Source organism: Hyphomonas sp. FCG-A18 (assembly GCF_045287255.1).
GTDB lineage: Bacteria > Pseudomonadota > Alphaproteobacteria > Caulobacterales > Hyphomonadaceae > Henriciella.
On record NZ_CP137142.1, the window covers coordinates 1,805,910 to 1,832,099 of the forward strand.

The 26,190-nt window shown below is 53.5% G+C and carries 21 protein-coding genes, 1 tRNA gene and 1 CRISPR repeat array; of the genes, 12 read left to right on the plus strand and 10 right to left on the minus strand.

The genetic code is table 11. The annotated features are described in order from the left end of the window. Nucleotide 1 precedes the first annotated feature (1 nt). On the plus strand, nt 2-1,438 hold the full coding sequence (locus tag RYZ27_RS08945; RefSeq protein WP_406679150.1) for an NAD(P)(+) transhydrogenase (Re/Si-specific) subunit beta: 1,437 nt from the start codon (nt 2-4) through the stop codon (nt 1,436-1,438). Nucleotides 1,439-1,458: 20 nt separating this feature from the next. On the opposite strand, the gene RYZ27_RS08950 is transcribed toward RYZ27_RS08945, so the two are convergent. Next, nucleotides 1,459-1,689 (minus strand): hypothetical protein, encoded by a 231-nt coding sequence (locus tag RYZ27_RS08950; RefSeq protein WP_406679151.1) that lies wholly within the window; start codon nt 1,687-1,689, stop codon nt 1,459-1,461. 110 nt (nt 1,690-1,799) lie between these two features. Between RYZ27_RS08950 and uvrB the strand changes: the two genes are divergently transcribed. Next, complete coding sequence (uvrB, locus tag RYZ27_RS08955) at nt 1,800-3,983, plus strand: excinuclease ABC subunit UvrB (RefSeq protein WP_406679152.1); 2,184 nt, start codon at nt 1,800-1,802, stop codon at nt 3,981-3,983. A gap of 107 nt (nt 3,984-4,090) precedes the next feature. Further along, nucleotides 4,091-5,116, plus strand: coding sequence for an IS110 family transposase (locus RYZ27_RS08960; RefSeq protein WP_406679153.1), 1,026 nt, complete (start codon nt 4,091-4,093; stop codon nt 5,114-5,116). Between the two features lie 314 nt (nt 5,117-5,430). Here the strand turns inward: RYZ27_RS08960 and RYZ27_RS08965 are convergent, their stop codons facing one another. Both RYZ27_RS08965 and RYZ27_RS08970 read right to left on the minus strand, forming a co-directional pair. Further along, nucleotides 5,431-6,663, minus strand: coding sequence for an OmpA family protein (locus tag RYZ27_RS08965; protein WP_406679154.1), 1,233 nt, complete (start codon nt 6,661-6,663; stop codon nt 5,431-5,433). A 73-nt stretch (nt 6,664-6,736) separates the two neighbouring features. Further along, nucleotides 6,737-7,255: a hypothetical protein gene (locus tag RYZ27_RS08970; protein WP_406679155.1), complete on the minus strand. Its 519-nt coding sequence runs from the start codon at nt 7,253-7,255 to the stop codon at nt 6,737-6,739. Between the two features lie 143 nt (nt 7,256-7,398). Between RYZ27_RS08970 and RYZ27_RS08975 the strand changes: the two genes are divergently transcribed. From RYZ27_RS08975 to RYZ27_RS08985, 3 genes are read left to right on the plus strand one after another with little or no spacing between them, the layout of a single operon-like run. Beyond that, on the plus strand, nt 7,399-8,028 hold the full coding sequence (locus RYZ27_RS08975; RefSeq protein WP_406679156.1) for a hypothetical protein: 630 nt from the start codon (nt 7,399-7,401) through the stop codon (nt 8,026-8,028). Continuing rightward, nucleotides 8,025-9,071, plus strand: coding sequence for a hypothetical protein (locus tag RYZ27_RS08980; protein ID WP_406679157.1), 1,047 nt, complete (start codon nt 8,025-8,027; stop codon nt 9,069-9,071). The genes RYZ27_RS08975 and RYZ27_RS08980 overlap by 4 nt, the downstream gene beginning before the upstream one ends. After that, entirely contained in the window at nt 9,052-9,996 is a 945-nt protein-coding gene (locus RYZ27_RS08985) for a hypothetical protein (protein ID WP_406679158.1), read from the plus strand. Before RYZ27_RS08980 ends, RYZ27_RS08985 begins: the two co-directional genes overlap by 20 nt. A gap of 24 nt (nt 9,997-10,020) precedes the next feature. On the opposite strand, the gene RYZ27_RS08990 is transcribed toward RYZ27_RS08985, so the two are convergent. Next, the gene (locus RYZ27_RS08990; protein ID WP_406679159.1) at nt 10,021-11,031 is read right to left on the minus strand and encodes a hypothetical protein; all 1,011 of its coding nucleotides are present in this window, start codon (nt 11,029-11,031) and stop codon (nt 10,021-10,023) included. A 122-nt stretch (nt 11,032-11,153) separates the two neighbouring features. Here RYZ27_RS08990 and RYZ27_RS08995 point away from each other — a divergent pair, with 122 nt between their 5' ends. Then, nucleotides 11,154-11,801, plus strand: coding sequence for a response regulator (locus tag RYZ27_RS08995; protein ID WP_406679160.1), 648 nt, complete (start codon nt 11,154-11,156; stop codon nt 11,799-11,801). Here the strand turns inward: RYZ27_RS08995 and RYZ27_RS09000 are convergent. From RYZ27_RS09000 to cas9, 4 genes are all read right to left on the minus strand, one after another. Then, a complete protein-coding gene (locus RYZ27_RS09000) occupies nt 11,772-13,436 on the minus strand; it encodes an ATP-binding protein (RefSeq protein WP_406679161.1) in 1,665 nt (554 codons plus the stop codon). The genes RYZ27_RS08995 and RYZ27_RS09000 overlap by 30 nt on opposite strands. A 212-nt stretch (nt 13,437-13,648) precedes the next feature. After that, nucleotides 13,649-14,542: direct repeats of the CRISPR family, unit length 36 nt; unit sequence GTTGCGGTTGGTCCGGCTTTTCCAGAGTGCTAGGAC. Nucleotides 14,543-14,615: 73 nt separating this feature from the next. After that, the gene (gene cas2 / locus RYZ27_RS09005; protein WP_406679162.1) at nt 14,616-14,957 is read right to left on the minus strand and encodes a CRISPR-associated endonuclease Cas2; all 342 of its coding nucleotides are present in this window, start codon (nt 14,955-14,957) and stop codon (nt 14,616-14,618) included. Next, nucleotides 14,954-15,883, minus strand: coding sequence for a type II CRISPR-associated endonuclease Cas1 (gene cas1, locus RYZ27_RS09010; RefSeq protein ID WP_406679163.1), 930 nt, complete (start codon nt 15,881-15,883; stop codon nt 14,954-14,956). Before cas1 ends, cas2 begins: the two co-directional genes overlap by 4 nt. A 35-nt stretch (nt 15,884-15,918) precedes the next feature. Then, nucleotides 15,919-19,125 (minus strand): type II CRISPR RNA-guided endonuclease Cas9, encoded by a 3,207-nt coding sequence (gene cas9, locus RYZ27_RS09015; protein ID WP_406679164.1) that lies wholly within the window; start codon nt 19,123-19,125, stop codon nt 15,919-15,921. A 505-nt stretch (nt 19,126-19,630) separates the two neighbouring features. Here cas9 and RYZ27_RS09020 point away from each other — a divergent pair. Beyond that, on the plus strand, nt 19,631-19,855 hold the full coding sequence (locus RYZ27_RS09020) for a hypothetical protein (protein WP_406679165.1): 225 nt from the start codon (nt 19,631-19,633) through the stop codon (nt 19,853-19,855). Between the two features lie 76 nt (nt 19,856-19,931). Here the strand turns inward: RYZ27_RS09020 and RYZ27_RS09025 are convergent, their stop codons facing one another. After that, nucleotides 19,932-22,088, minus strand: a complete 2,157-nt coding sequence (locus RYZ27_RS09025; RefSeq protein ID WP_406679167.1) for a peptidase domain-containing ABC transporter — start codon at nt 22,086-22,088, stop codon at nt 19,932-19,934. Between the two features lie 183 nt (nt 22,089-22,271). Between RYZ27_RS09025 and RYZ27_RS09030 the strand changes: the two genes are divergently transcribed. From RYZ27_RS09030 to RYZ27_RS09045, 4 genes are all read left to right on the plus strand, one after another. Further along, nucleotides 22,272-22,460 (plus strand): hypothetical protein, encoded by a 189-nt coding sequence (locus RYZ27_RS09030; RefSeq protein WP_406679168.1) that lies wholly within the window; start codon nt 22,272-22,274, stop codon nt 22,458-22,460. A 4-nt stretch (nt 22,461-22,464) separates the two neighbouring features. Next, nucleotides 22,465-22,656 (plus strand): hypothetical protein, encoded by a 192-nt coding sequence (locus tag RYZ27_RS09035; protein WP_406679169.1) that lies wholly within the window; start codon nt 22,465-22,467, stop codon nt 22,654-22,656. Between the two features lie 1,114 nt (nt 22,657-23,770). Then, on the plus strand, nt 23,771-25,012 hold the full coding sequence (locus RYZ27_RS09040; RefSeq protein ID WP_406679170.1) for an HlyD family efflux transporter periplasmic adaptor subunit: 1,242 nt from the start codon (nt 23,771-23,773) through the stop codon (nt 25,010-25,012). Nucleotides 25,013-25,174: 162 nt separating this feature from the next. Further along, nucleotides 25,175-25,942 (plus strand): hypothetical protein, encoded by a 768-nt coding sequence (locus tag RYZ27_RS09045; RefSeq protein ID WP_406679171.1) that lies wholly within the window; start codon nt 25,175-25,177, stop codon nt 25,940-25,942. A 119-nt stretch (nt 25,943-26,061) separates the two neighbouring features. On the opposite strand, the gene RYZ27_RS09050 is transcribed toward RYZ27_RS09045, so the two are convergent. Continuing rightward, a tRNA-Ile gene (locus RYZ27_RS09050) sits at nt 26,062-26,138 on the minus strand. Between the last annotated feature and the right edge of the window lie 52 nt (nt 26,139-26,190).

Below are 26,190 nucleotides of genomic sequence, written 5' to 3' on the forward strand. Positions count from 1 at the left end.
CATGATCAACGCTTCTGTCTCCGCCAGCCTTTATCTCCTATCGGCGGTTCTCTTCATTTTTGCACTTCGCGGTCTTTCCAGCCCTGCAACCGCGCGGCGTGGTAATGGCCTCGGCATGCTCGGTATGGCCGTTGCTGTCGGGACAACCTTTGCCATCGTGGCACCGGACATAGAGCCGATCACGATGGTCATGATTGTCAGTGGCCTGTTGCTCGGCGCTGGGGTTGGCATCTTGCTTGCCCAAAAAGCCCCGATGACGGCAATGCCGCAACTCGTTGGAGCGTTTAACGCGCTTGGCGGTGGTGCCAGCCTGCTTATCGCTCTGGCCGCTTTTTATGCCCCTGCGAGCTTTAGTTTGCTTTCTCCCGATGCCATCGCGCAGGGAGACGGTTTTCTGAGCCCGCGCTCGATTGTCGAACTCTCCCTGTCTGTCCTGCTTGGTGCCGTCACCCTGACAGGGTCTTTCATTGCCTTCGCCAAACTGAATGGGAACATTTCTGGCGCACCAATCATGATCCCGGGGCGTCATATCCTGAACATACTCCTTGGTCTTGGCGCAATTGTCCTGATTGGTCTTGCCATCACAAGCGGCGGCACTGTGCCTTGGCATATCTGGGCGCTGGTTGGCGTGGCTCTGGTGCTTGGCATTACCCTGATCATCCCGATTGGCGGGGCGGACATGCCGGTCGTCATTTCCATGCTGAATTCCTATTCCGGCTGGGCCGCAACGGCGCTTGGCTTTGGCCTTGGGAACTTCGCCCTGATCATCGTGGGCACACTGGTGGGCAGCTCTGGTGCGATCCTGTCCTACATCATGTGTAAAGGCATGAACCGCTCCTTCCTGTCGGTTATCCTTGGTGGCTTTGGCGCTGCAGACGGTGACGGCGCCAGCGCAGGTGGCCCGGGTGAGGACCGCCCCTACAAGCGCGGCAGCGCCGAGGACGCGGCCTTCATCATGAAGAATGCCAGCAAGGTGATCATTGTCCCCGGATACGGGATGGCGGTTGCTCAAGCCCAACATGCACTCAAAGAGATGGCTGACAAGCTTAAAGCTGAAGGGGTTGAGGTGAAGTATGCCATTCACCCTGTGGCGGGGCGCATGCCCGGACATATGAACGTCCTGCTCGCCGAGGCACAGGTACCCTATGATGAAGTCTTCGAGCTGGAAGATATCAATTCTGACTTCCGCAATTCCGAAGTAGCTTTCGTGATTGGCGCAAATGACGTGACCAACCCTGCCGCGAAAGAAGACAGCTCCAGCCCAATCTTCGGCATGCCCGTTCTGAATGTCGAAGAGGCAGGCACCGTCCTCTTCATCAAGCGCAGCATGGGCTCAGGCTATGCTGGTATTCAGAACGAGCTGTTCTATCGCGACAATACGATGATGCTGCTGGCTGATGCCAAGAAAATGGTCGAGGATGTGGTTAAAGCGCTTTAGGAGCCTGCGAATAAGAAACGCTAGTGTTCTTCCTGCGCTTCAGCTGATGCCAGCACAGCGCTTGCGCGCGCACCATCATGGCTATGGTCAATCGCCTTTGCGGGGTCGGTAACGCTATGAATACCGCCAATTTGCTCGAAAGAAGCACTCAGTTCCGGCCCCACCCTCACCAGGGCGGTAAGCAGGACAAGGGCAACCAGCCCGGTAAGGATCGCACGTTCAGCCATGGCGGTCTTGGGTGCAAAGCCCATGCCACATTCTCCTAAGGCGCGAGTGCAAATCTGGCACACCTCAGTGAGACTCTGTTAACGGTCTTCATTCTGCATTTGCGAATCCATCACGATGTCCTACATCTGTTCTCATGGCTTCCAAACCGACTTCCGGCGTTTCAGACGCCTCCGCTTCATTTGACTGGACTGGTGCTGCCCGCGATGCCGTGGGCGGCCTGCCCAGCAGTGAATGGACCCCGCACCGCCCGGACCGTCAGTGGGAAAAACTGGAAGGTGGAAAGCGCTTCAAGGTGCATTCCCCTTACGAAGCGGCTGGCGACCAACGCACGGCCATTCCGGAACTGGTCGAGGGTATAGGCGAAGGCGAACGTGATCAGGTCCTGCTCGGCGCGACTGGAACCGGTAAAACGTTTACCATGGCCAAGATTATTGAGGCGACCCAACGCCCTGCTCTGATCCTTGCCCCAAACAAAACCCTTGCCGCGCAACTCTATGGCGAGTTCAAAAGCTTCTTCCCGGAAAATGCGGTCGAGTATTTCGTCTCTTACTATGACTATTATCAACCCGAAGCCTACGTCCCTCGCCGCGATCTCTATATCGAGAAGGAAAGCTCGATAAACGAAGCAATTGACCGGATGCGCCACTCCGCCACCCGCGCCATTCTGGAGCGGGACGATTGCATCATCGTGGCCTCAGTATCCTGCATTTACGGCATTGGTTCCGTTGAGACCTATACGTCAATGACGCAGAAGCTTGAGGCGGGTCAGCGCATCGATCCGCGTGACCTGGCCGCGCAATTGGTGGCTTTGCAGTACACCCGCAATGACATGGCCTTCAATCGCGGGACGTTCCGGATCAAGGGCGATGTCATCGACATCTTCCCGGCTCACTATGATGACCGCGCATGGAAGCTGAACTTCTTTGGCGATGAACTTGAAAGCATTGCAGAATTTGACCCTCTAACCGGCCGCAAGACCGAAGACTTGCCTGCCATCAAGCTCTACGCGAACAGCCACCACGTCACCCCGCGCCCAACCCTCAATCAGGCCATCGACCGGATCAAGGCCGAGCTTAAACAGACACTCGCGCATTTCCAGAAAGAGGGAAAACTGCTTGAGGCCCAGCGGATCGAGCAGCGCGTTCAGTATGACATGGAAATGATGGCCGCCACGGGTAGCTGTAATGGTATCGAGAACTATTCCCGCTACCTCACGGGCCGCAAACCCGGTGAGCCGCCGCCAACCATGTTCGAGTATCTGCCTGAAAACGCGTTGGTCTTCACGGATGAAAGTCATCAGACGATTCCGCAGATTGGCGCCATGTACCGGGGTGACTTTAACCGCAAGCGGACGCTGGCTGAGTATGGGTTCCGGTTGCCGTCGTGTCTCGACAACCGCCCGCTCAAGTTCGAAGAATGGGACGCCATGCGCCCGCAGACTGTCCATGTCAGCGCCACCCCGGGCCCGTGGGAGATGGAGCGCACGGGCGGCGTCTTCACCGAACAGGTCATCCGCCCAACCGGCCTGCTCGACCCAACCGTCGAGGTTCGCCCCGTTTCCACAGGCACCACCAATCAGGTCGATGACGTCACTGCCGAGATCCGCGCCACCACGGCCAAGGGCTTCCGCACCCTCGTCACGACACTAACCAAGAAAATGGCCGAAGACCTGACCGAATACCTGCACGAACAGGGCATCAAGGTCCGCTACATGCACTCGGATGTCGACACGGTGGAGCGGATTGAGATCATTCGCGACCTGCGCCTAGGCGAGTTTGATGTGCTCGTCGGCATCAACCTGCTGCGCGAGGGGCTGGATATTCCCGAATGTGGCCTCGTCGGCATCCTCGACGCGGACAAGGAAGGCTTCCTGCGTTCGGAGACCAGCCTGGTTCAGACCATTGGCCGCGCCGCCCGCAATGCAGAGGCGCGCGTCATCCTCTATGCTGACAAGATCACGGGCAGTATGGAACGCGCTATGGCCGAAACCGACCGCCGGCGCGAGAAACAGATGGCCCACAATCTCGAGCACGGCATCACCCCGACGACGATCAAACGCGATGTCGCCGACATTCTGGGCGAGCTGGGCGAAAAGCCGGGCGGTCGCACCCAACTGAAAGGCGGTAAGTCTCGCAAACGTGCCATGGCCGAAGACGCTGTCACCTATGACAGCGGCACCGCCGGCCACAACCTCGCTGCCGTCATCGCCGACACCGAAAAACGCATGCGCGAAGCCGCTGCGAACCTTGAGTTTGAAGAGGCGGCGAGACTTAGAGACGAAGTTAAGCGTCTTAGAGAAGAAGAACTTGGAGTTTGATTAGAGTCAGCATTGCGCGCAAAAGCATGGGTAATCGGGCGGACTGTTAGCCAGTCGGGCTCCTGATAGGTTCGTAGCATTGGGCTGCGGACATGAAGGAGAAGACGATGAACTTGTTTATTGGATTGGATGTCTCACTGCGGTCAGTGGCGATGTGCGTGCTTGGTGCGGATGGTGATCCGATCGAAGAGACCAACCTGGAGTGCGAGGTTGAGGCGATCGCAGATCATATCCGAACCAGAGGCTATTCAGTCGAACGGATTGGCTTTGAAGCTGGTACAATGAGCCAGGCGTTATTCCATGGTCTGACAGCCGAGGGCTTTGACGTGGTCTGCATGGAATCCCGCCAAGTCTCAGCAGCTATGTCTGCTATGCGGAACAAAACCGACAAGACGGATGCACGTGGCATCGCCCAGATTCTTCGGGCGGGCTGGTACAACCCGGTTCATATGAAGAGCCGCGAGAGCCATGAGGTCAAAGCCCTGCTGGCGGCTCGAAAAGCCATCCTCAACCGTTGTATCGATTTGGAGAATGAGATCCGAGGGCTGTTCAAGGCGTTCGGGATCAGACTGCCATCCCGTCTCAGCCGACTTCGGTTCGATGAGAAAGTCCGGCCAATCATAGAGGCCGACGATACGCTCGCCTTTGCACTCCTGCCCATGCTGGATGTCCGGGGTGACCTCTACGATGCTTATCGATTGATGGAGAAGCGCGTCATCGCTGTGTCACGGAAGGACCCGGTTTGCAAACTTCTGATGACGGCGCCTGGCGTCGGTCCGATCACAGCCCTCTCCTTCAAAGCGGCTGTCGATGACCCAGCACGCTTTAAGTCTTCCAGACTTGTTGGGGCACACTTCGGTCTCACGCCGAGACGCTTCCAATCGGGAGAGATGAATAATACGGGACGCATCTCCCGGGCCGGTGACAGAGACGTACGCGCGACGCTCTATATTGCAGCCAACTCGCTTCTGATCGTATCGGGTCGACCATCGTCATTGAAGACTTGGGGCCTGAAGTTGATCCGAACGAAGGGCGTCCGGCGTGCCCGCATCGCAGTCGCGCGCAAGCTTGCTGTGATCCTGCACCGGATGTGGATCACTGATACGCCATTCCAGACGGAGGGCGTCTCATGATCTAAACCACCCGAACACCCGGTTCGTCCTGGTCTGGACGAAGTGTGTGGATGACGCCGTTTATGTCTCCTGCGCTCGAAGACGAAGCGCGCGCAAAAGCAAGGCGCTCCACAACACAAGATCACACACATGCATGCAGCGGTGCCAACGCTATGCGCCAACCAGACTGCGAAGAGAAGCGTGACCCAGACTTGGCGAAGAGCCGGATCAAAGACGAAAATATGGAGCTTGACCCGAAAGCCCGATTAGAGAAGCAGGACATAAGCCCCAAGAACGCTATTGCTCTCGATTGATTGGTTTTGAGTGGCTCATCTTCACTCTGCTTCAGAGCACTTAATCTCTACTCTGCGATTTAGAGACCTCCCGGCTTCGTCATCATTACTCGCGATAGGCTCGTCTTCTCCGCGACCTGACGCTAAGAGTTTGGTTGGATCGATGCCTAAATCGACTAATGCGGTCGCGACCGATTGAGCGCGTCTCCGCGAGAGATCACGATTGTAGTCTGCCGCCCCTTCACTCGAAGAATGTCCCACGATTTCGATGGCTTCGGCGGTTTCCGCACTTAGCCCACTGAACAGTGCATCAATCACGGGCCAGGACTCCTCCCGCAGCGCATCGCTGTCATAATCGAAGCCGATGCCGTGGATGATTGAGCCGCAGCCAAGCTTGGGGGGCTCAGGAGGCTTACAGACGGGCGCCCTATCAGAGACTTCTCCATTGTATGGCTTAAACGGTGCGCCATTGGTTGAACGTAAGCCTTGAAAATCTCCTTCAGCATCTGCCAGCAGGATGAATTGTGAGCCAATGCCCGCATCGTTTTCGCCGACCGCGCGCAAGATGTTTCCGTCCACGGTGCCTGAGAGTCGACCATTATTGTCGTAGCAACCGGAAACCGTCACACCGTCTTGCGCCAGTTCAATTTTAACGCCGCGACCGCGCCATATCCCATCGAATTGATCCGACGGCTCACGCGGCGCTTGTGTTCCATTACCGATGATTTCAGAGAACTCGAGAAAGGTCTTTTCGGCTTCAATTTTGATGCCGCCGCTTAGCCGCATACGGATCCATCGAACCTCAGGTTGATCTTCGGTCAGCGTTAATTCAGTGCTCAAACCGTCTTCAGCGTGAGTCGAAAGCCTTCCAGACGCAAGCAACGTGTATCCGTCATCTGATGTTTCGGCGCTCCCCCAAATCTCGACTGTTCTGAAAAACGTCTGATAAGCGCTGGGCGTTTCGGTGATGTTTGGGACGGCAAACCGATGAAACAATGTCTCGGCAGGGAGTTCGAAAACGACCTCAACAAAGTCCCCATCAACCGCTGGCTTTCCCAAAGCGCTGAAACCTCTTGGGTTTCCATCGATCATGGCGATGGCTTTGTCCATTTTTACTCTCAAGTCGTTTTCGCCCGTAGCAATACTGATCGGCAGAGCGCCTTGCGCGAATGTTAGCAGGTCGGGTTCGACCTCCTCAGCGACGGCGTGTGTTGATAACGCCATCAGAACACAAGCGACCCCAGTTAAGGCGCGAAGGTGGTTACGTTGTGTCATGGGTAGAGTACCTCCAGAGACGGATTTATTTCGAATAAGATTTTAGGTGTGGTGCATTAGTCTCCAAAACCTATCACGGCTTCGGCATCGAGACGACTTGAACCAATTGTGTCTCACCGTTCTGTGTGATCGTATAAGCGGTCAATCGATCGTCTTTTTCGAACGAAACCCGAGACATCTGCGGTGTCATCTGAGAGCTTTCAGCTTCGGTCCACCCTGCTTGTGACATCTCCTGTCTCACGGTCTCTAACACCGCGTTGACGCTATCTTTGGTCAATGCCTGAACCATATAGTTCTGCGGCATTGGAGAATTCGCTGCCATAATATTCCAATCAGATGGAACGATCACATCGTTCGGAAATCCTGGCGGCAGCTCGAGGCCGGTGCCAACCTGACCGCCAGCTGTGTTCACCACGACTTGCTTCGTGTCACCCGTTTCACTGAGTTTAACATCAACGTCGATTCCATGTTTGGCCGCTAAGTCTTCCATGGCGCGTTCGCGGTCTTCGATCGAATCGGTTCCTCCACAGGCCGACATCAAGAGCGCTGCTGCGAGCGCCAAACCTATCCGTGCTTTCGTAACTACGCTCAATCGTGATCCCCTTCATCTACAGGGTGAAGCTTTTCCGACCACCTCCAAACCGTCAACTGGGTCATCTGACCTAGTATTATCCAATCCAACACCAATTAAGATGCGCCCTACGTTCAGGTCATGAGCGATATCCGGAGGACGATATGCGTCGCGAAATTCTGATCATTCTATCTTTCCTGATCGGATTGCCCAGCTTCGCCGAGCCTCAATATCCACAAGTCAAATCGAACGCGTTCATCGAAGCTATCGCGCAACGCGGGGCCGAATGCAGACTGCTAACAAGGTGGCAAGCGCTCTCATTGCGCGCGATGGCGCTCGAGGACCGAAAACGTTTCACCCCACAGCAACGCTCTGGGATCGACGCTGCTATTCGAAACCAATTGGCCAGTATGACGTGCAAAAGCGACAGCCTGACGGTTTGGGTTGATGCTGCGCGTGAGGGGTTCGAAACTGAAATGTTGGCACCGTACCTCATTGTCTATCAGAGCCTCGCGAAGATGCCGGATCCTCCGCAAACGTTTTCGGCAGTCTCCCTTCGAACAGACTATGCGCCCGTTCTAGAGATGATCGATACGAAGCTGAAAGAATTTGAAACGTCGGGGCGAGTTGCAGAGGGTGGGAAACCCTGGCCCAACTATATTGAAAGAACTAAGGACGCAGCCTTGGGCTTTGTATCTTCATTGGAGAATGACGGAGGCGATCAGGCGGCGGCTTGGATCGCGCAATCGGCACTGATCGTCGAGAGCTGGTATGAAGAGGAGACCAGCGAGTGATCCGGTTTGCTTTGGCTTTGATTGGCGCGCTCGCCGCAGCCTCCAACATGTACAGTCAAGACTGCGCGCCTACACCTCAAACACTTGCGATCAGCGTACCAAGTGACTCTGCCGAAGCCGAAGTGTTTGGCGACCACGAGTTCTACCAAGTTCTTAGCAACGGCTGGGTTTTTGCACTGCGGCGCTCCAAGTTTGGTTGGTCGGTCAGAATCTATGATCGCGAGCCGATCGGTGACGCGGTTGATCTGACTGCGATGACCCCGCCATTGCGACACGCGCCAAATCCGCGCGACATCGATGGATGGCACTTCCGCAACGCTGATAATACCGGCCCCAATAATGGGGACGTAAACGCGCCACAACGCTTAAGGGGGTTTGTGATCTCACCCAGCTTAGCAGGCACAGGCGGTTTGCGGCTGCCGAAGGAACCGATTGACCCTTCACCGGATGATGGAATTGGGTGGCTCAGGATCCTGGATTTTGGGCTCGATAATTCGGAGCCTGGTGCGAAGGCGCGGATGAATTACTTGAACTTCAATGCCTGCGTGTCATGGCCGAGATCGGAAGCCGAACAGATGACGTACTCGGAATCGACGCGTCTCGAGTTTTCACCTGAAGACTCCGAAACTTATGGGGCTTGTGGTTTGTCATTGGGCACACACACATTGTCAGCCGCGTTTTCACCGCGCCAACTTGGGGGCGATCTCGACGGCGATGGCGCACTGGATGAAGTTGCGCAGATATTAAGATCCACTGATGGTCGACGGGGGCTCGCGCTCTGTCGTGCTGGCACTTGGCTAGATATGATCGATCTCGAAACCGATCGCGTGACTGGGTTGCGTGACGGTTTTGTTGGACAAGTTGAAGCTTGGCAATGGATCTCACAAGACGAAGCCTTGCCTCTACATCTAACGGGCTATGAAATGCCGGAAGCGGATGGCGACTACCTTGTTTTAGAGCGCTTCGAGAAAGAGGCTTTCGTCCTGTTCTGGCATGATGGCAAACTGCAAGCAAAACGGATGTATGGCCATGTTGAACCTTAGGTCTTTATCCCTTTTGATCCTGCCCGCAGCGGCTTTGGATGCTTTTGCCACACCAAATTGTGCACCTGATTGGGAGCACCACGCGGAATTGATAGAAGGCGCGCCAGTAAACGGTTCACCGCTCTCGACACCACTCAGCGGCGGACTGATCGTGGACCTCTCCTGGCAAAAGGGTGCGATCTCGCCAGCGATTAAAAAACCGTCGGGTGATGTCATTCCGATCCGCAAAGTTCGTCGCAGCGTCACTCCGGTTCGGGGCGAAAACCCTATTGCGGATCACTATGTGTTTGGACCCGATGTTTTAGATCCGGCGTTGAGCCCTGAGTTTTCCGTGTCTGGCGAAACGGCACCCATCGCAACTGTGGAACCCACCCCTGGATACCGAGGTCAGATCTGGGTGATGCCTACTCGACAAAACCACACGCAAACAAAAACACTGTCCGATGGGGGTGTTAAAGCATGTGTGAGGTGGACCTACTTTCCACGAGAAGCCGACATATCGCATTATCCAACGCCAGATGCGCTGGTCAATTTTCCGAGCTGGGTGGTGCATGCCTTTGACGATTGCGGTTTGCCGAGATCAACCCTGTTATCTGGCCGAATGCCCAGGCTTGGATATCGCAACCGCGCGCATCTGGAACCCGATTTAGATGGCGATGGGTTGTATGACCTTGTGGCCTTGATCAACGATCTAGAGACCGGGCGATCTGGCCTTGCCATTTGCTCTCAGTCGGATCGGCAGCTTGAGTTGATCGGCTTAAGCGACGCGTCGGATGAGGAGCCTCTGTCGAGCGACTTTCTGGAACGGTTAGAATGGTGGTCGGCAGATGGGCGTAACATTACACTCGGCTCTCCAAGCGCGGGAAGCAAAAGGCTATATCGAGACTCAGACGGCACACTCGCGTCAGGCTTGATTGGCGATTAGGCGCTTCGCTTCACGCGGGCTCAATCATTCATCGTCGAGTGAACCTCCGTTAGGCGTGGCTGGGTCAGATTGCAGGATGGGACCGTCAATCGCGATGGCGTTTTGGAGATCTTCCAGCCACGTTCCTGGCGTAACCATTTCACTGGTGTGCACAAACCGCACTTGGGCATAGGTAAAAGGGATATTGCTCCCTGCAATTTGGCCGATCGGAGCGGTTGAGAGATCGAGCTGCAGCGCCCCTTCACCATCGCTGCCCGGCAGCAGACCAGGCATTTGTTGCAGCGCCGCGGCGGCTTCCGGATTATTCGCCATTGCATCCGCCAGTGCCGATTGCGCGATCGCCCCTCCTAATCCTTGCTCGGAAAGAGCTGTGGACTGGCCGAGAATTCTTGCATCGACATACCCACCAAGGCGCGCTGAAAACCCTGATGTTCCAAACATGCCCATCACGCTATCCCCGCCTTTAGATGCTCCCATGGCTTGAAAGTTCCGTGGGCTCTGGCCGAAAGTCGACATCGGTATGTGAAGAAAGGCCGGACTCGCGGGATCACTGATATAGGCCTCGTCTTCACAAAACGTTGGACCCGGGCGGTATCTGACCGCGGTACCCGTCGAAATCACCACACCGAGGCGGCGGGTTTGATTAACGGCCATGACACTGGTCTCAGGATCCGCGTAAAAGCCATAGTAAATGACCAATGGTTCTTCCGCATCTTCATCACAGTCTGGCCCCTGTCCGGGGATGTAATCCTGAATGAGCGCGGCGCCGCTCGCGGCATCTAGTATGAACGCGCCAGGTTCTTGCGCGCCCGGCGCACTGGCCTTTGCCATATCTCCAAATCCGCCATCTTTAACGGGAAAATACTGGGTTTGATCATTGGTGCTTAGAAAGAACGCAGCTGGGTCCAATTCCTCGATAAGCTCGACGATCTCCTCGAGGTTTGAGGGCTCCACCCTATCAGGCAATTGAGCCTGAGCTGCTAGGGTGGCAAGGGCCAGAGACGTGACATAGAAAAGTCTTGGAAACGAGCGCATATTTTTCCCCTTTAATTGCTCTTACTAAAGCTGGGAAATTGCGCCGCACCTGACAATTAGGACAGATGACCCAGTATATTATCTCGTCTGAAACGCGTAAGACAAAGCCGAGGGAGACATAGATGATCAGCATCTTGATTGCAGATGATCATCCGATTTTTCGAGCCGGGCTGCGGGTCACGATTGAGGATAGTCTCAGGACCGTTTCGTTTTCGGAGGTCGGCACCGCGGCTGCAATGTTTGCCGAGCTTGAAAAACAGGTCCCTGACTTGCTTGTGCTTGACGTGTTCTTTCCGGGTCTTGAACCTGAAGCGCACATTCAGATGCTTCGCGCTCAGTATCCTCTGATGGCCATCTTGATCATTTCAATGCTCACCGAGCGATCAGCGGTCGAGCGCCTTGTGCGAGCCGGCGCGAATGGGTTTGTATCCAAGTCTATCCCGCCTGATGAAATCAAGCGTGCATTTCACGAAGTGCTGGAAGGCGACCGCCCTATCTATTTGCCACCACGCGGGCGCGGTCGTCCCTCGGGAGGCAGCGATGATCCGATTGATGGACTACCAATCCGTCAAAGACAGGTGCTGGAGCTGATTTGCATGGGACTTTCGAATAAAGAAATTGCGCGCGATCTTAATCTATCCGTATCGACTGTTCGGGCGCACGTATCTGCGCTCCTGCAAAAACTCGGTGTGTCTAACCGTGCCGCTGCAGCCTCTTATGGCGCTGCGCACGCAGTGCTATCATCTACCGATCAGGCTGAGAATAGCTGACCGCAATTGCGCTGGGCGAACAGGCTTCAACAATAACAAAATCCCATGTGATTCGACCGCTTTGCGGACCGCATCAGTCGAATTGCCGGAGATGACAATGGCCGGACAGGCTGGACGTTTGGACTGCACCAAAGTGACTACATCAAGACCCGTTACGCCGTGACCGAGCTCGTAATCCGTTACAAGCAAATCGGTGCTTTCAAATGTCTCCTGAGTGATTTCCGCAGTACTCGTATGAGCAGATATGTCCCAGCCCCAATTCGATAAGAGCACGCTCGTTGCTTGAAGTGTTGCGGGATCATCATCCACCACAAGAACCCGGCCATTGGGAAGAAATGACTCTTTTTCCTCGATAAGGCTTGGTTGGAAATCTGGAGCCATCATTATCTGCAAGGGGCCGACAATAAAACGTGCGCCCTGATCTGCGCTCAGATCGAGAGATACATTGGTTCCCAGCGCAGAACAGAGTCGCCGAACGATCGCAAGACCAAGACCCAGCCCCTCTGCAGAGTCGCTAATCCCGCCAGGGCGCTCAAACGCTTCGAATATTAATTGAGCGTCTTCGGCGTCGATCCCAGCGCCGCTGTCTTGTATAGCCACAAACGCGACGTCCTGCCTCTGCTCAGACGAAATCAAGATATCGCCTTCACCATGCCGAATTGCGTTTGATATCAAATTCTGGATGATTCGGCGCAGTAAAATCGGATCGCTTAGAACAAATATTTCATTGATCTGAACCGAGAACGAGCACGCTTCGGCATCTGCTGCAGGCCGAAACTCTTCCACAATTTGACCCACTATCGTTTTAAGGTCTACGGTGTCTTTACTGGGCTCGAGCTTACCGGAGTCAAGCAGCGTGACATCGAGCAATGAATTGAAGAGCTTTGATAGGACGTCAACAGATTGCGTCAGCCGATGCGTCAACATAGCGCCCGCATCCGACAATTGCTCACGTTCTAGTGATGCAAGAAACAAGCCCATAGAGTGGACAGGTTGACGCAAATCGTGGCTCGCTTGCGCAAGAAACCGGGACTTTGCCAGATTTGCGTCTTCAGCTTCTGCGCGCGCAATTGCAAGGGCATCAGCAAGTTCGGATTTTTCCCATTGCAGAATAAACCCACGACGCGTGAAGGACCGAAGCACCCAGCCAAGTCCCAACATTAAACCCAAAAATGCGAACAGCATCGCGGCGCCGGTTGCACCCTGGCCACCAATGTCTTCGACCCAGGTTCGCGCCGCTTGCGCTGGGATAATAATAAGCAGCGTCACTACCAGCATACGGTAGTGCATATTATGGGTGCCGGTCCCTGTAAGAATGCCACCACTAATGATGAACCCAACAAACACCGATAGCGGCTCATTGCCGGAAGGCGTGAGCGAATAGGCAAGCCAACCATAGCCAATGGCGGCCATAATCGCCGTCAAATCGAACTGCCAGGCCCAATGCGAGAGTGGGCGCTCATTGTTTGCGTCGCGGCTTCCGCGAAAGCTGATCCACCCTTGAGAGAGCCCCCAAACTGTCATCCAAACCGCCCAGATGGTTAGCTCAGTTTGATCAACGTAGTTCTTCAACGCCACCCACAAAACTAGCGCCGAAATAATATGCATCTGCCAGATAAAGCGTGCGAGCTTCAAAACGAGTGTATCGGATTGGTATCGAACGAATTCGTCTCGCTTGGTCACTATTGTTACCACTCATCCGCCTTAGACTTTAAGATAGATACTGAACATCACGGGTTTCGAAAAGATATACTGTCGTGGTGAGGTCTTGGTGTATAGTGTGCGAGTACTTTGGGATACCTCAGGCGGTCTGTAGGGGCGTGTGAGCGAGCAAATGGAGATTCCTCGTTGCGGTTGGTCCGGCTTTTCCAGAGTGCTAGGACAATGTCACCGATCAACGGTTGTACTGTTTCGTTGCGGTTGGTCCGGCTTTTCCAGAGTGCTAGGACGAATTGATCCTTGCGTAACATCGAACCGTCGTTGCGGTTGGTCCGGCTTTTCCAGAGTGCTAGGACTGCGTCCTGGCGAGATCGCGCCTGCTGAATGTTGCGGTTGGTCCGGCTTTTCCAGAGTGCTAGGACTCAGTTCGCTTCAAGATCGCGTAAGCTTGGGTTGCGGTTGGTCCGGCTTTTCCAGAGTGCTAGGACCGCTTGACCGATGATTTGCGCGGCGCGTTTGTTGCGGTTGGTCCGGCTTTTCCAGAGTGCTAGGACCTTCAAGGAGTACGCATCTGCGGATTATCGGTTGCGGTTGGTCCGGCTTTTCCAGAGTGCTAGGACATGATGAGGCGCTGGATACAGAGCAGCTGAGTTGCGGTTGGTCCGGCTTTTCCAGAGTGCTAGGACGCCGACCAACCTGAATAGGCTTCCCTCGTAGTTGCGGTTGGTCCGGCTTTTCCAGAGTGCTAGGACATTAGCGCCAATCGCACCGATGACGCCAAGGTTGCGGTTGGTCCGGCTTTTCCAGAGTGCTAGGACGGTGTTGTCAAAGATCATTGAGGGGTTTGAGTTGCGGTTGGTCCGGCTTTTCCAGAGTGCTAGGACACCCTGATGAAAATTGTCTAGCCGTGCGCAGTTGCGGTTGGTCCGGCTTTTCCAGAGTGCTAGGACGAGTGATCTCCTTCATGTCATCCTGGATCAGTTGCGGTTGGTCCGGCTTTTCCAGAGTGCTAGGACCAGGCTCACAATGGCGAAGCCGGCAAGCCAGTTGCGGTTGGTCCGGCTTTTCCAGAGTGCTAGGACCGTAACAGGGTTAGGTGATTGAAAAGACAGGACATGTTTTCTTGTCTATGTCTGAAAATCACCTGCCTCTCCCTTAAAATAGAGCGAGCTGATCCGGATTTTCACGCGAATCGATTCGTCTTTTTCCTCTCAAACTGACAATATCTGCATATTGTCGGTCGGTAAATTGCAGAATATCGACTTTTCCTTCGAGCGGGACGGCAGATTTAATGCGCTCAATAATTGGGCTTGCTTGCGCTCGCCCTGAAACATGCCGCAAATAGATTGAGTATTGTGACATGGTGAAGCTTTGATCGAGCAGGAAATCACGAAACTCGGTATAGGCAGACCGCTCTTCCCTCGTTGTCGTTGGTAAATCGAACATAACCATGATCCACATATGCTGATAGGCTGAGAGATGCGACAGGGCCCTCACAATTTGCCTCCCCCGTCAGAGAATACAGGGCCATCAGGCAGATCAAGGCGCGCTGCCTCACCTAGACAGATACGAGCAAGGCTTTGGCATAAGCGATTCAGGCAGGTTTGCACCGGACTGGCGCCATAAGGGGTGTGCAGATCGAGATTGAGAACGCTGATAATCTCGGCTTTTCGGGCTTTATCGAGATCCGCGCCCGTTTCAGGCAAGTTCCTGGCCATGCGCGCAACTTTCAAGTCCACATAGGCACGGAAAGGTTCCATCATGTCTGAAGATAGTCGTAAGGCCTCGCCCCGACTTTCATGATGAAGAGAAAAGCTGGGATGCAAGCCCGCCGAAACAATCGCGCGCGCAGCGCCTGCTCTGAGCACTGCGTACCCATAGTTAAGCCAGCTATTAAGACCGCTGGCGGCTGTATCACGTTTGAAACCGTCTTCGAGTGCGCTCATCAAACGGGGCCAATAGGCACGCGCGGCTCTCGCTTCCAGATTGTCCGGATCGCCTGATCGAACCTGACGCGCCATCATTCGAAGATCGTTTGCCGTATGACCATCGGCTTCCAATACATAAGCCTGAGCGAGTATTTTAGCCTGTACCAAGGCTTGCCACAGGCGTTTTTGCTTCGGACGGGATAGGTCGCTTTGCGCCTGCATGATCCGGCCTTGGGCATGGTGTCCATTTAGCGGCCACAGAATAGACGAAGGTGCTTGATCTGACCCACAAAGGATGACCGGGATATTCTCCTCTGCGAGCCGTGCCGCCATGCTTAAGGACAGAGATGCGCCATAGCCCCGAATCAGGACCGCGCCGATATCCGGGATAGGTACACGGCCCACCTCTTCCCCCTCGCGCGCGAGTTTAAGGAAACCGCGCATCAAGGACAGATGAACATCATCACTGGCAATTTCGACAATTCGGTTTTGCATGGATCGTCCCCCATTCTGGAGAGACGAAGCAATTTCTATGCCTTGTGGCGTTTGACCTTTCCTGAAGGACTAACAGAAATACGAACCGCATTGGCTTTTTGAAGAGAGGCAGGAGACATTTGATAGCCTAGCAACTCTTTGGCGCGAATACGGGCAGACGCATTGGCTTCATGGTGCTCGGACATGTGAATTCTGCCGGCTGAAAACTTGTAAACAATAACGGCTTTTCGGCCATTATTTGTATCAATCTCCAGCATATCGCCTTTCCTGATCCGCATGATCAGGGGCGTTCCGTCTTCGTGTTGGAGGTCCTGCCACCACGCCTTGCTTTTCCGGGCGCGTTGATAGGCCTCAAACGTCGTAATGACCTCTCCATCCCAGCGGCCTTTTGTGCCCATAAAGATGTCGTAGCAGTAATTGCCATCGCCCTTATAGGCTTTGACATGTTCGCCTTGTTCTCCATGCCTGATCGTAACGAAACTGCTTGGCTTCATCGGGGTTGTCAGGCGCAGCTTGTAAACGGGCGGATGCAGCTCATCCGCTGCTTTGCGCATGGCGTTCTGAAACGCAGCCCCGCTTAGCCCCTCGGTCGCATAGGCAAAGTGACGTCGCAATTCACGATCAACGATATTGACGATGTCCTTTTGATCAAGCGTTTCAATCGGTTTTCGGGTAACGAGAAGCGCTTGTTTCTTCTCGTCCAAGTCCCCTGTTATACCATAAGATGTATCGTTGTGCATCGCGTCCTGAAAGCCGTGATCCGGCTTGTGGGAGACCACCAGTTTCGACAAGCGGTCCTCGGCCGAACGACGATACCGTTTCAGCGGCTCGGTCATGGCTTGCAGGATTTCGGACTGATCAGCAGCTTCTTCCCGTTTGGCGAGATCGGCGCTACGTTTGAGCATAGATGGGTCTGTAAGAGCGATGACCAGCGCATCTACCGCGTGATGGCGATGATCGGTGCGGTCTTTCATATTCAGATCAACAAAACCGCTCAGCGTGTTAAAGCCTGCATGATAGCGCAAATCGGAGGTCAGTCGCCCGGGCACAACCCAGACATGGCGGCGCTCGCCTTTTCCGGCCTGACCGCCATACAGAGCCTCGACAAAGGTTTTGCCCAAACGCGAGATGTAGCGTGTATCGTTTAACTGGCGGGCGATAAAATCACCGCCGCGTGCCTCCCATTGCTGCATTGTGTCGGGGGCAAACCGCCATGACTTACTTTTTGGCAAGTCCTTTGCGCGTTGGCTGATTGCTTCCCAGTCAAATCCGGCGGGATTGTGCCCAAAAGCCTCAAACGGCGTTTGATTTTTCTTGAGCCGGTTTGCAATGCGTTTTGAGAGAACCTTGTTTGAGAAGCTATCATCCCAGGTTCGTGACAAAGGCAGGATGTGCTCGATTTCGATCTCACCAGTGAACAGGGACGTCATATTGATCGTATCCCCCGTAAAGGCACAAAGCGCTGTCCCGCCAAAGCATTCAAGCGCTTCCTCATACAGCCGAAGCTTCATTCGGTTCTCATAAGTATCTGCGACCTTCAGTGTCTCAAGCTCTTTACGTCGCTTTTCGTTCAGATCCTGGTTCTTCTTTTGCGTCGTCTCAAGCTCTCGCAAGCCGCGATCAGACAGTGGGAGATCCCGCGCCATCTCCAGCACAATTTCGGTAGGTGGGCCCCAGCGTTTGATCAGATCATTGATGACTTTTCGAAGCTCGTTCAGCGCAACATGGACCGTCGGGTTCGCGACGCGTCCATAACGCTCCTCGTCATTGCGGGTATCTTCGCTGCCCTGAGGTGGGTCCCTTTCAAACGCCGTATGACGAGACAGAACTTCGCCATAATAGGGCAAGCCGTCTTCATGGATAACGCCATCGCCGCGTCCCCGATGATCTTTGAACAGGGCCGTTGCGGCTTCATCATATCTCTGGCCTTGTTCCAGAAGAGGAATGAGGCGCGCAATCGCCTCAAGCGAAAGACGGGCGTACTGATCAGGTAGACGCACTTTACTAACGGCTTCCGCGCGCCCTTTTTCAAGAGCGTGATTTTGCATCAACCACTCAATAAGAACGTCGTTCTCTTCGGTATCGAGAAGCGTTTGAATAATGTCGTCTTGCACTGCGCGATCCAAGCTTAGCCAGTCTGGCCCCCAGGCATCGGCCTGCATCATTCGGCCAGCCGTTTCATCGCCAACAAGATGATCGCGTTTGCGGCTTTCAAGGTTGAAAATCTGAGATTCTGGCAGGCTTAACGTTTTCCGCATCGCCTTGAATGTCCGCCGGGCGGTCTTAGAACTCGGCTGCATCAACAGATCGACAAGCTGCTTCCGCTCATCGGCAGACAACCATCTTTGCGGTTCGCCGACAGCGCCGACTTTCAGATTATTCAGCTCCTGCAAAACACGCATATATTGCGCGCTGGAAAGCGCTTTCGGGGCGCGTTCAAGATGCGGCAGGAAAGTACATTTACCGGCTTTTTGCGGTTTCAATGGGCGTTGGTGTTCAATGACATGCCGGACAGAGCGCTGCGCACTCTCCGTCATCAAGTCGGGATAATGCTTCGCCTGTGCTGCCCAGATTTGATCGAACTCATCCAGGATCATGGCACGATCAGGATAATAATCATAAGCCATCTTGGAGCCGGTCATCTGGGCTTTAACGCGGGCTTGCGGCATAGGGGTGCCCTGCCCCTTCCGAGCGACCCGGTTCGCGCCGTGCGTCGCCTTTCTCGGTCGTCCGAAGAGCTCACCGAGCGTGCGCGCCTCTTGTATAGCCATCTTGGACCGGGCAGCCTCAATCGCATCATACATGGCCCCGTCTTTATCCCCGTCGGTTTTACGGTTGGATTTGAAGCCGCGACGTTGCTGAAGGTGAAACAAGGCCCGTCCGATTTCATGGAGCGCAAGTTTGCGGTCAAGCGCATCGGTACGAAGAATCCACGGATCAAGGGCCTCAAGCGCTTTACGCTCGCTCTCGCCAGATGGCATCAGACCGGCCGCGATAAGGGCGTGCAGCATGGCCCTGCCACGCGAGAGCCTGCGATCCCGGTTGCGCCGCATACCGCGCGGCCCGCGCCGCTGCGCTGCGTTAGACGATTTGTCTTTTGGATTGCGCGCATCTGAAAAAATCCGCACGCCAAGATCAAGCAGCGGTCCAGTCTCAAATGCATCGGGCTGTGTCTCCAGCAACTGAATCGCCGCCCAACCGAGCGAGTTTGTGCCAAGGTCAATTCCGAGTCGATAATCCATTTTGCCCCCTAATATAATTATATTGACTTTATCTGAAAACTTTTGTCAAGTGACAGAATACGAAGGAGAATCGCTATGAGAAGACTTTGAGCCTTCAACTTGGTGTCAGACGTGTTGAAGGCGAGGATATGAGAATATGGCATTTCGGATAGTAAAGCAGACTGCAGGTTCGTTGCCGTCAATTTTATTAGTTGCGATTAGTCCGATTTTTCCAGAGTGCTAGACAGACCGCAACAAGCCCGATATTGAAAGAGTGCATTTCTAGCACTCTGGAAAAGTCGGGCTTTCCGTTAACAAGGGTCACTCCTTAGGAAACCCACGAAATGCGAAGGCGAGCCACGGCTCGCCTTCTTTTATTTGAATTGCAAACAAAAACTGTAAGGCAGACCCTTAAGCGAAAAAGGACTCGCTTTGTAAGGCTCTCTAGTAATTTCAGGGCCTGCTTCCATGCTTAATAGATCAGGACACTCCTTCGCCCGATGTTGAGACTAATGAGTATCTCGCTATGCCAGCTTTTAGGAAAGAAACCGACAAGACGGATGCTCGCGGCATCGCCCAGATTCTTCGAGCTGGTTGGTACAACCCGGCTCATATGAAGAGCAGCGAGAGCCATGAGGTCAAAGCCCTGTTGGCTGATCGAAAAGCCATACTCAACCGCTGTATCGATTTGGAGAATGAGATCCGAGGGCTGTTCAAGACGTTCGGGATCAGACTGCTAAGAGAAGCGTGATCCAGACTTGGCGAAGAGCCGGACCGAAGACGAAAATACGGAGCTTGACCTGAAAGCCCGATTAGAGAAGATATCGCTAAGTTACTATATTGTGTTCTGCGGCATAAGTTGAAACCAGTTGGGGTAAGTTCTCTTTGCTAACTGAAGAAATTGACCCTCTGCCAATGCTGTAAACAGTATCAGCGCGCTGAATAAGCGCGGGGCGATGAGCGACCACCACACGTGTGATATTCAAGGATTGGATCAAGTCCGCGATTTCTGCTTCGGTTTTTGGATCCAGATTGGCTGTGCCTTCGTCCAGGAATAGCAGGCGTGGTCTGCGATAGAGCGCGCGTGCTAATAAGACGCGCTGTCGCTGCCCGCCTGATAACGCCGACCCCATATCACCTACAAGGGATAGATATTGCATTGGCATTTGTAGGATATCTTCATGGATGCGGGCAAGGGCAGCAGCTTCTTGAACACGCGCCATATCTAAATCCGGGTCGAAGAACGCAATATTGTCGGCCAGGCTCCCGGACAAGAGCTGGTCATCTTGAGCAACCACGCCGACATGATCTCTCCATGCTCGCCACATTTCAGGGGTGGCGCGCTTACCGTCAAGATAAATATCACCCTCATTCGGTTGATAGAGCCCCAAGAGAAGTTTCAGTAGTGTGGTCTTACCGCCACCAGATGTTCCAGTCAGGGCGACGCATTCTCCTGCGTTTATAGTGAGGGACACGTTTTCCAAGACGTTCCGATCAGAAGCTCCATAACTGAAAGAAATGTTCTTGAGTTCAATCGCACCATCTGGTTCAAATAGGGTTCCGCTTGTGTCAGACGTAACTTCCCTTTCTGCGTGGACGATGTCGCCGACGCGTTCAAGATGAAGGGTCAGATATCGAAAAGCGATCACCTGATTAATAAGTGCAAGAACACGATCCGAAAGCGTCTGCCTGTAACTCATAAAGGCAAATAGCATTCCGACAGAAAAGCCATCCCCTGCTAGAATCATGCGCGCCGCCAGATAGACGACAAGGATCAAGATGAGCCCGGTTAAAAGCGATTGCACGGCCGTCATCCCGATTTGGTATTTCCCGATCGAGAACCCTGTATTCGTCACATCCGCAAAATGATTGCGCCAGGCTGCTTCGCGCTCGCCCTCGCGGCCCATGAGCTTGATCGTCGTCGCTGCTCTGACGCTTTCGACAAGATGGGTTTGCTCTTTGGCGCTAGCGATAATTTGCTCGGCCGTTCGTTCGCGCTGAAAGGGATACAGAACAAACGTTAGGACAACGGTCAGAACCAGGCCGCCAAGCACGATAAAAGCGAGTAGAGGCGAATAAATGAAGAGTATGATCGCCGCGATAATTGCCATTACACCGTCAATCACAGAGGTAATGACGCCCGCTGTAATCGCGTCACGGATCGGTCCGACAGATTGCAACCGCGACAGGATATCGCCGACGTGGCGTTTCTCAAAATATGATACAGGGAGCCGCAGGAGATGCCGCACAAGATTACCGGTCATCTGATAGCCCATTAACTGGCCAATGGCCATGAGTGCCCAAGACCGAAGTGCGGTGAGCGCCACTTGTATGAGCAGAAGTGCGCCAAACCCTACAGCAAGGACTGTCAGCAGATCACGGTCTGTGGTTTGTATAGCCTGATCGACGGTGAGTTGAAGATAAAATGGGGCTGCAAACACCGCGATTTGAAGCGCGATAGACAGCAATAGGACCTGAACCATCGAAGTCCAAAACCCGTCCAGCTTAGACCACAGGCTGCGTAACCGGGTCGGCTTTTCTGCTTTGACTTTGCTAAACTCTGCCGAAGGGCTGAGTTCGAGAACCACGCCGGTAAAGTGTCTGGAAGCATCCTTCCAGCTGAGTGTGCGTGCACCGTAAGCGGGATCATGGATAATGATCCCTTTCCGGGTTGTCTTTTTCAGGACAACAAAATGATTGAGGTCCCAATGCAAAATTGCGGGTGCCTTGACCTCTGGCAGCGCTTCCAGATCGACGCGAAGGGCGCGTGTCCCAAACCCGAGGGCATCAGCAAAACCCATCAAAGAGCGCAGGCTTGCCCCACTAATGGATAAGGAGAAGCGCTGGCGTAAACCGTTCAAGTCCACGTCATGGCCGTGATAGCGTGCTACCATCGTCATGCAGCAAAGGCCACACTCTGCAGCCTCTGCGCCCGTAATAACAGGCAGACGGCGCTTTCCAGTAAAATTTATAAATGCGTCCATAATAAGCATGCCCCCCTTAAAGAGTAGATATTGTTTTATGCAATGATCTGGCAATACAGATTGGTTTTTTATTCAATCCGAAATAGCTTCAATTTCGATAGAATATTTTTATTGTACTAAAATATACATTTATCGCATTTAAAAAGGGCTCAATTTTGAGCAGGACATTTATGGAGAAATACAATGCAATTTGTGCAAGCAACAAATACGCCGAGTATCCGTGAACTGGGTGTGGATGAGATTGATAATGTGAGTGGAGCGTGTCCGCCTTGTGCTGTACCGGTCGTAAAGATCATAGTTAAAATTGTTGCCGCGGATGTTGCGCTTATCGCCGGTACCGCCGCCTATTTGGAAACACGTGAACAGGATTAAAAGTATGAGAACGTTGTCCGTTAAAGAAATCGATGAAGTATCCGGTTCTGCCCCTCCTGTTGTCGCCGGAGTCATTTGGGCAGTAAAAACAATTGCTAAGGCCGCGACAGGTGGCGCTGCTGTTGGCGTTGCAGCAGGCCTCGTGCACAATGCCGCAACACCAGATAGTCAGGAATCCTCTGAATCAAATGATTGAGCAGAAAATGAGTGATGGACACATCATTTTATGTGTTCGTCGCCCTTTTCATTGGAAGAGATAATGAAAATTCTATCGAGCCAGCACTTTGGCGAACAAATATCCTTCATATCATTAGGGTCCATGTTCACCGTATACTTCTTTTTTGCTTTTTTTACATCTAGCATGATTTTTTTTGAGAATCTAGTAATGCTAATTTTCTCATTAATGGTTTTGATTTTTGGCTTATCTATGAATTTCATCGGTGGTATAATTAAAAGAATGGTCTTTCCTGTAGTTTTATTATTTCTTCTATTTAATGTTATGTTGGGGATGTGATGGATGCTTCTGAAAATCGACTCAATAAGCTAATGGAAGAAGATGACTCAACATGGATAACCCCATTGGAAATGTTGCTGGTTGTTTCCCTTCTCTGGCTTGTTGTCAGGCTTTTTAGATCGATCCTGTAAACTTTGGCGTCATCCAGAACTTTACCAAAATCAAAAAATGAATAGGAAAAAATATGCGTGAACTAACTTTGAATGAACTGAATGCTGTTAATGGCGGGATATTGGCACCCTTAGTCATCGTTCCTGTTGTAATCAGAACAGTTGCCTATATTGTCACTGGCACACCTGCACCAAGTGGAAGTGAAGATTCATCCCAAACTTCGGACTAGTGTTTGGATGTGCCAACAAGAGGCGCGAACGATTGTGAGGATCGGTGTCCGTACATCGGTCTTCCTCCCCCCTCTGTCTTTGACAGAAGGGGGCATTCTTTGCAGAATGACAGTTTAATAATATGGATAGCACAAGATCGGCATTTGCCGCCATTTTCATATTATTATTATGCCTACTTGCGCTCATGCCTCTGCTGGGAGGTAATGCAATTCCAATTTGTATTGGGGCTAGCCTTGCCAATTTCTTTATCTCACGTGGGAGAGCCATGTCGATATCAAAAACTATAGGATTTGTTTCTGCGCTGCAGATAGTGCTTCTTGCCTCTGTCACTTCTGTCGTGTTTATAATCGATCGCTTTTTGGGATTCAGTTTTAGTAATGTCGGCTTTATGGGCTGATCCATTAAAATGAATATTAGATTTTGTATTCGAAAGCTATCCAGCAGATAAAAAAGCCATGTCAGATCTATTCCGCAAAGAAGCCGTTTCAGCCGCGACATCCCGCTTGGATGGAAAAGTCATGTTTCCATCTTTGTTGCGTATTTGGGTGTTAGGCGGCCTGCTCATTATTATCATAGCTACAGCCGTCACATTTCTGAGCCTCGCAGAATATGAGCGCAAGCAAACCGTCGCGGGTTGGATCGTCCCGGAAAACGGGGCTGTTCGTGCCGCGGCGCTCCGCGGTGGTATTGTTGAGGACACCTATGTCATACCGGGTGCGCAAGTTGAGAAAGGGACGCCTCTTCTCGCACTCCGCCTTTCAGCCGAGACCGCAGAAGGTGATATCCTTAGCGTTCTCAATGAAACCCTTGAAGCACAAGTAGAGGCCGCCCGTAACGGCGCTGACGCAACGCTTGAGCGCATTGATGCGGAGGACCGGCGGTTGCTCAAGCTCATTTCTGGACGGGAAACAGAACAAATTGCTCTGACCACCCAGATTCAAGCCCAGACCCAGCGACTGCAACAAATGACGGAAACAGCGCTCTGGGCGCGAGAAAACTTTGAGGAAGGACTGACGACGCGCGCGGATGCGGAGAGCTGGAAATTGCAGAAACAGGAGATCGAACAAGATCTCTTGACCCTCAAGCGAGCGCTTCGTTCAACGGAAACAGAAATAGAGGATTTCAGGCGTCAACTCGATCGTCTGCCTGCGGAGCGGCGCACTGCAATGTCTGAACGGGATCAGGTGATCGCTGCGCTCAATGAAAGGACTGTTCGTAATGAAGCGGATGGCCAATACATTTTGACTGCACCTGTCGCGGGCCGCGTGGAGGTTGTTCCAATCGAAAAGGGGCAATTGATTGCATCTGGTGAGACGGGTGCCATTCTGACGCCTGAGGGTGATGCCCTTCTTGCGGAGATATTCGTCCCAAGTCGCGCAATTGGCTTTATTGAGACCGGTCAAGAGGTTCGGCTAAAATATGATGCATTCCCCTTCCAGAGCTTTGGGACCGGGCAAGCTGTTATTGAAGATATTTCTCAGACAATCCTCGCACCTGATGAAGTATCTCTCGCGGGCATCTCGTTGCAGGAGCCGGTCTTTCGGGTCCGTGCCCGCATAAAAAGCGACCAGATCGAAGCCTACGGGCGTGATATCACCTTGCGTAGTGGATTGACCTTGACCGCAGATGTTATCGTCGATGATAGAACACTCATCGAGTGGTTGCTAGACCCCTTATTTGCTGCAGGGCGGGCTTGAATAATACTCCCAGAATACGAGAACTATCTGACCAAGCGTAGTCATAAGTGGCGCCCTCACTTATGTCTGCTAATAGGAAGTTTCTGCCGCTCCGTTCACGACCGCTATCTGGGATTCAGCTGCCTCTATCCTCTCCCTCCCGCGCTAACGTATACTCTACGAATGACTGCTCCCATTCCCCAGCCCTCCGCGTGCGCTGCAGGCCTTGCTTCGGCAGATCACTCTACAGGATCAAAGCCGTATCCGACGCGAGACTTACGGGCTCTGACGATTGAAGACCGCCAGGCGCTGGCGGCGGAGGCGGGGCGGTTGGCACGGCTGGGCGTGTCCCCCGCCGATATACGTGCGCAGCTTGGCATTCGTGTTGGCACTTATGCCCGCTGGGCCAAGCTGTATGGCTTTCGTCAGGGGGATTTGCACCCGCAGGCCCATCGCGCCGGGGCGCCCCTCACCACCCCCGCCGGGCCGGGCGGGTATTGTCGCTCTGGTCAACTTTACCTGAACCAGCCCGTGCCCGAGGATGACCCGCGCCGGGTCAGCGGGCCGGACCATCCGTCCTGGCGTGGAGGCAGGGCCGCCGCGCGGGAAAAGTACCAGACCCTGCGCGATGACCGCCGCAATGCCTTCATGCGCAAGGTCGCGCAGATGCCGGACGGCGATATCCTGTCCACGGTGCGGGACTTGCTCGACAAGGATGAATTGACAGAGGCGGACCGCTGGCTCAGCGCCTGGCGCGCCGCGCGGCGGCGGGAGAAGACGCTGGGTGATTTGGAAAAGGCGATGACGCGCCAGATTGCCCGGCAGCCAATCACCTATGATGAAAATGGCCTGTCGATCTGTACCGACCCCAAAATTAAGGCGATGAGCGATGAGGAGCTGGACGCGTATCTGGAGGCGCTTATGCCGAAGCCACAAAGCTCGAATGGATAAGAGTGCCGGGCAGCGAGAGCCTGTTTTTGCTCCAGCGGCTTAAGCTCCTGCCGCAGCATTCTAATCCTAAAATCGATCCAGTGGATCGATTTTTTGAGCAAGGCTCAACCGGATTAGAATGGTGGGCCCGGAGGGACTTGAACCCCCGACCAGACCGTTATGAGCGGTCCGCTCTAACCAACTGAGCTACAGGCCCACGCAAAGGGATGAAGGCAACCTGAAAATAGCGGCCTTGATCTTGTCGCAAT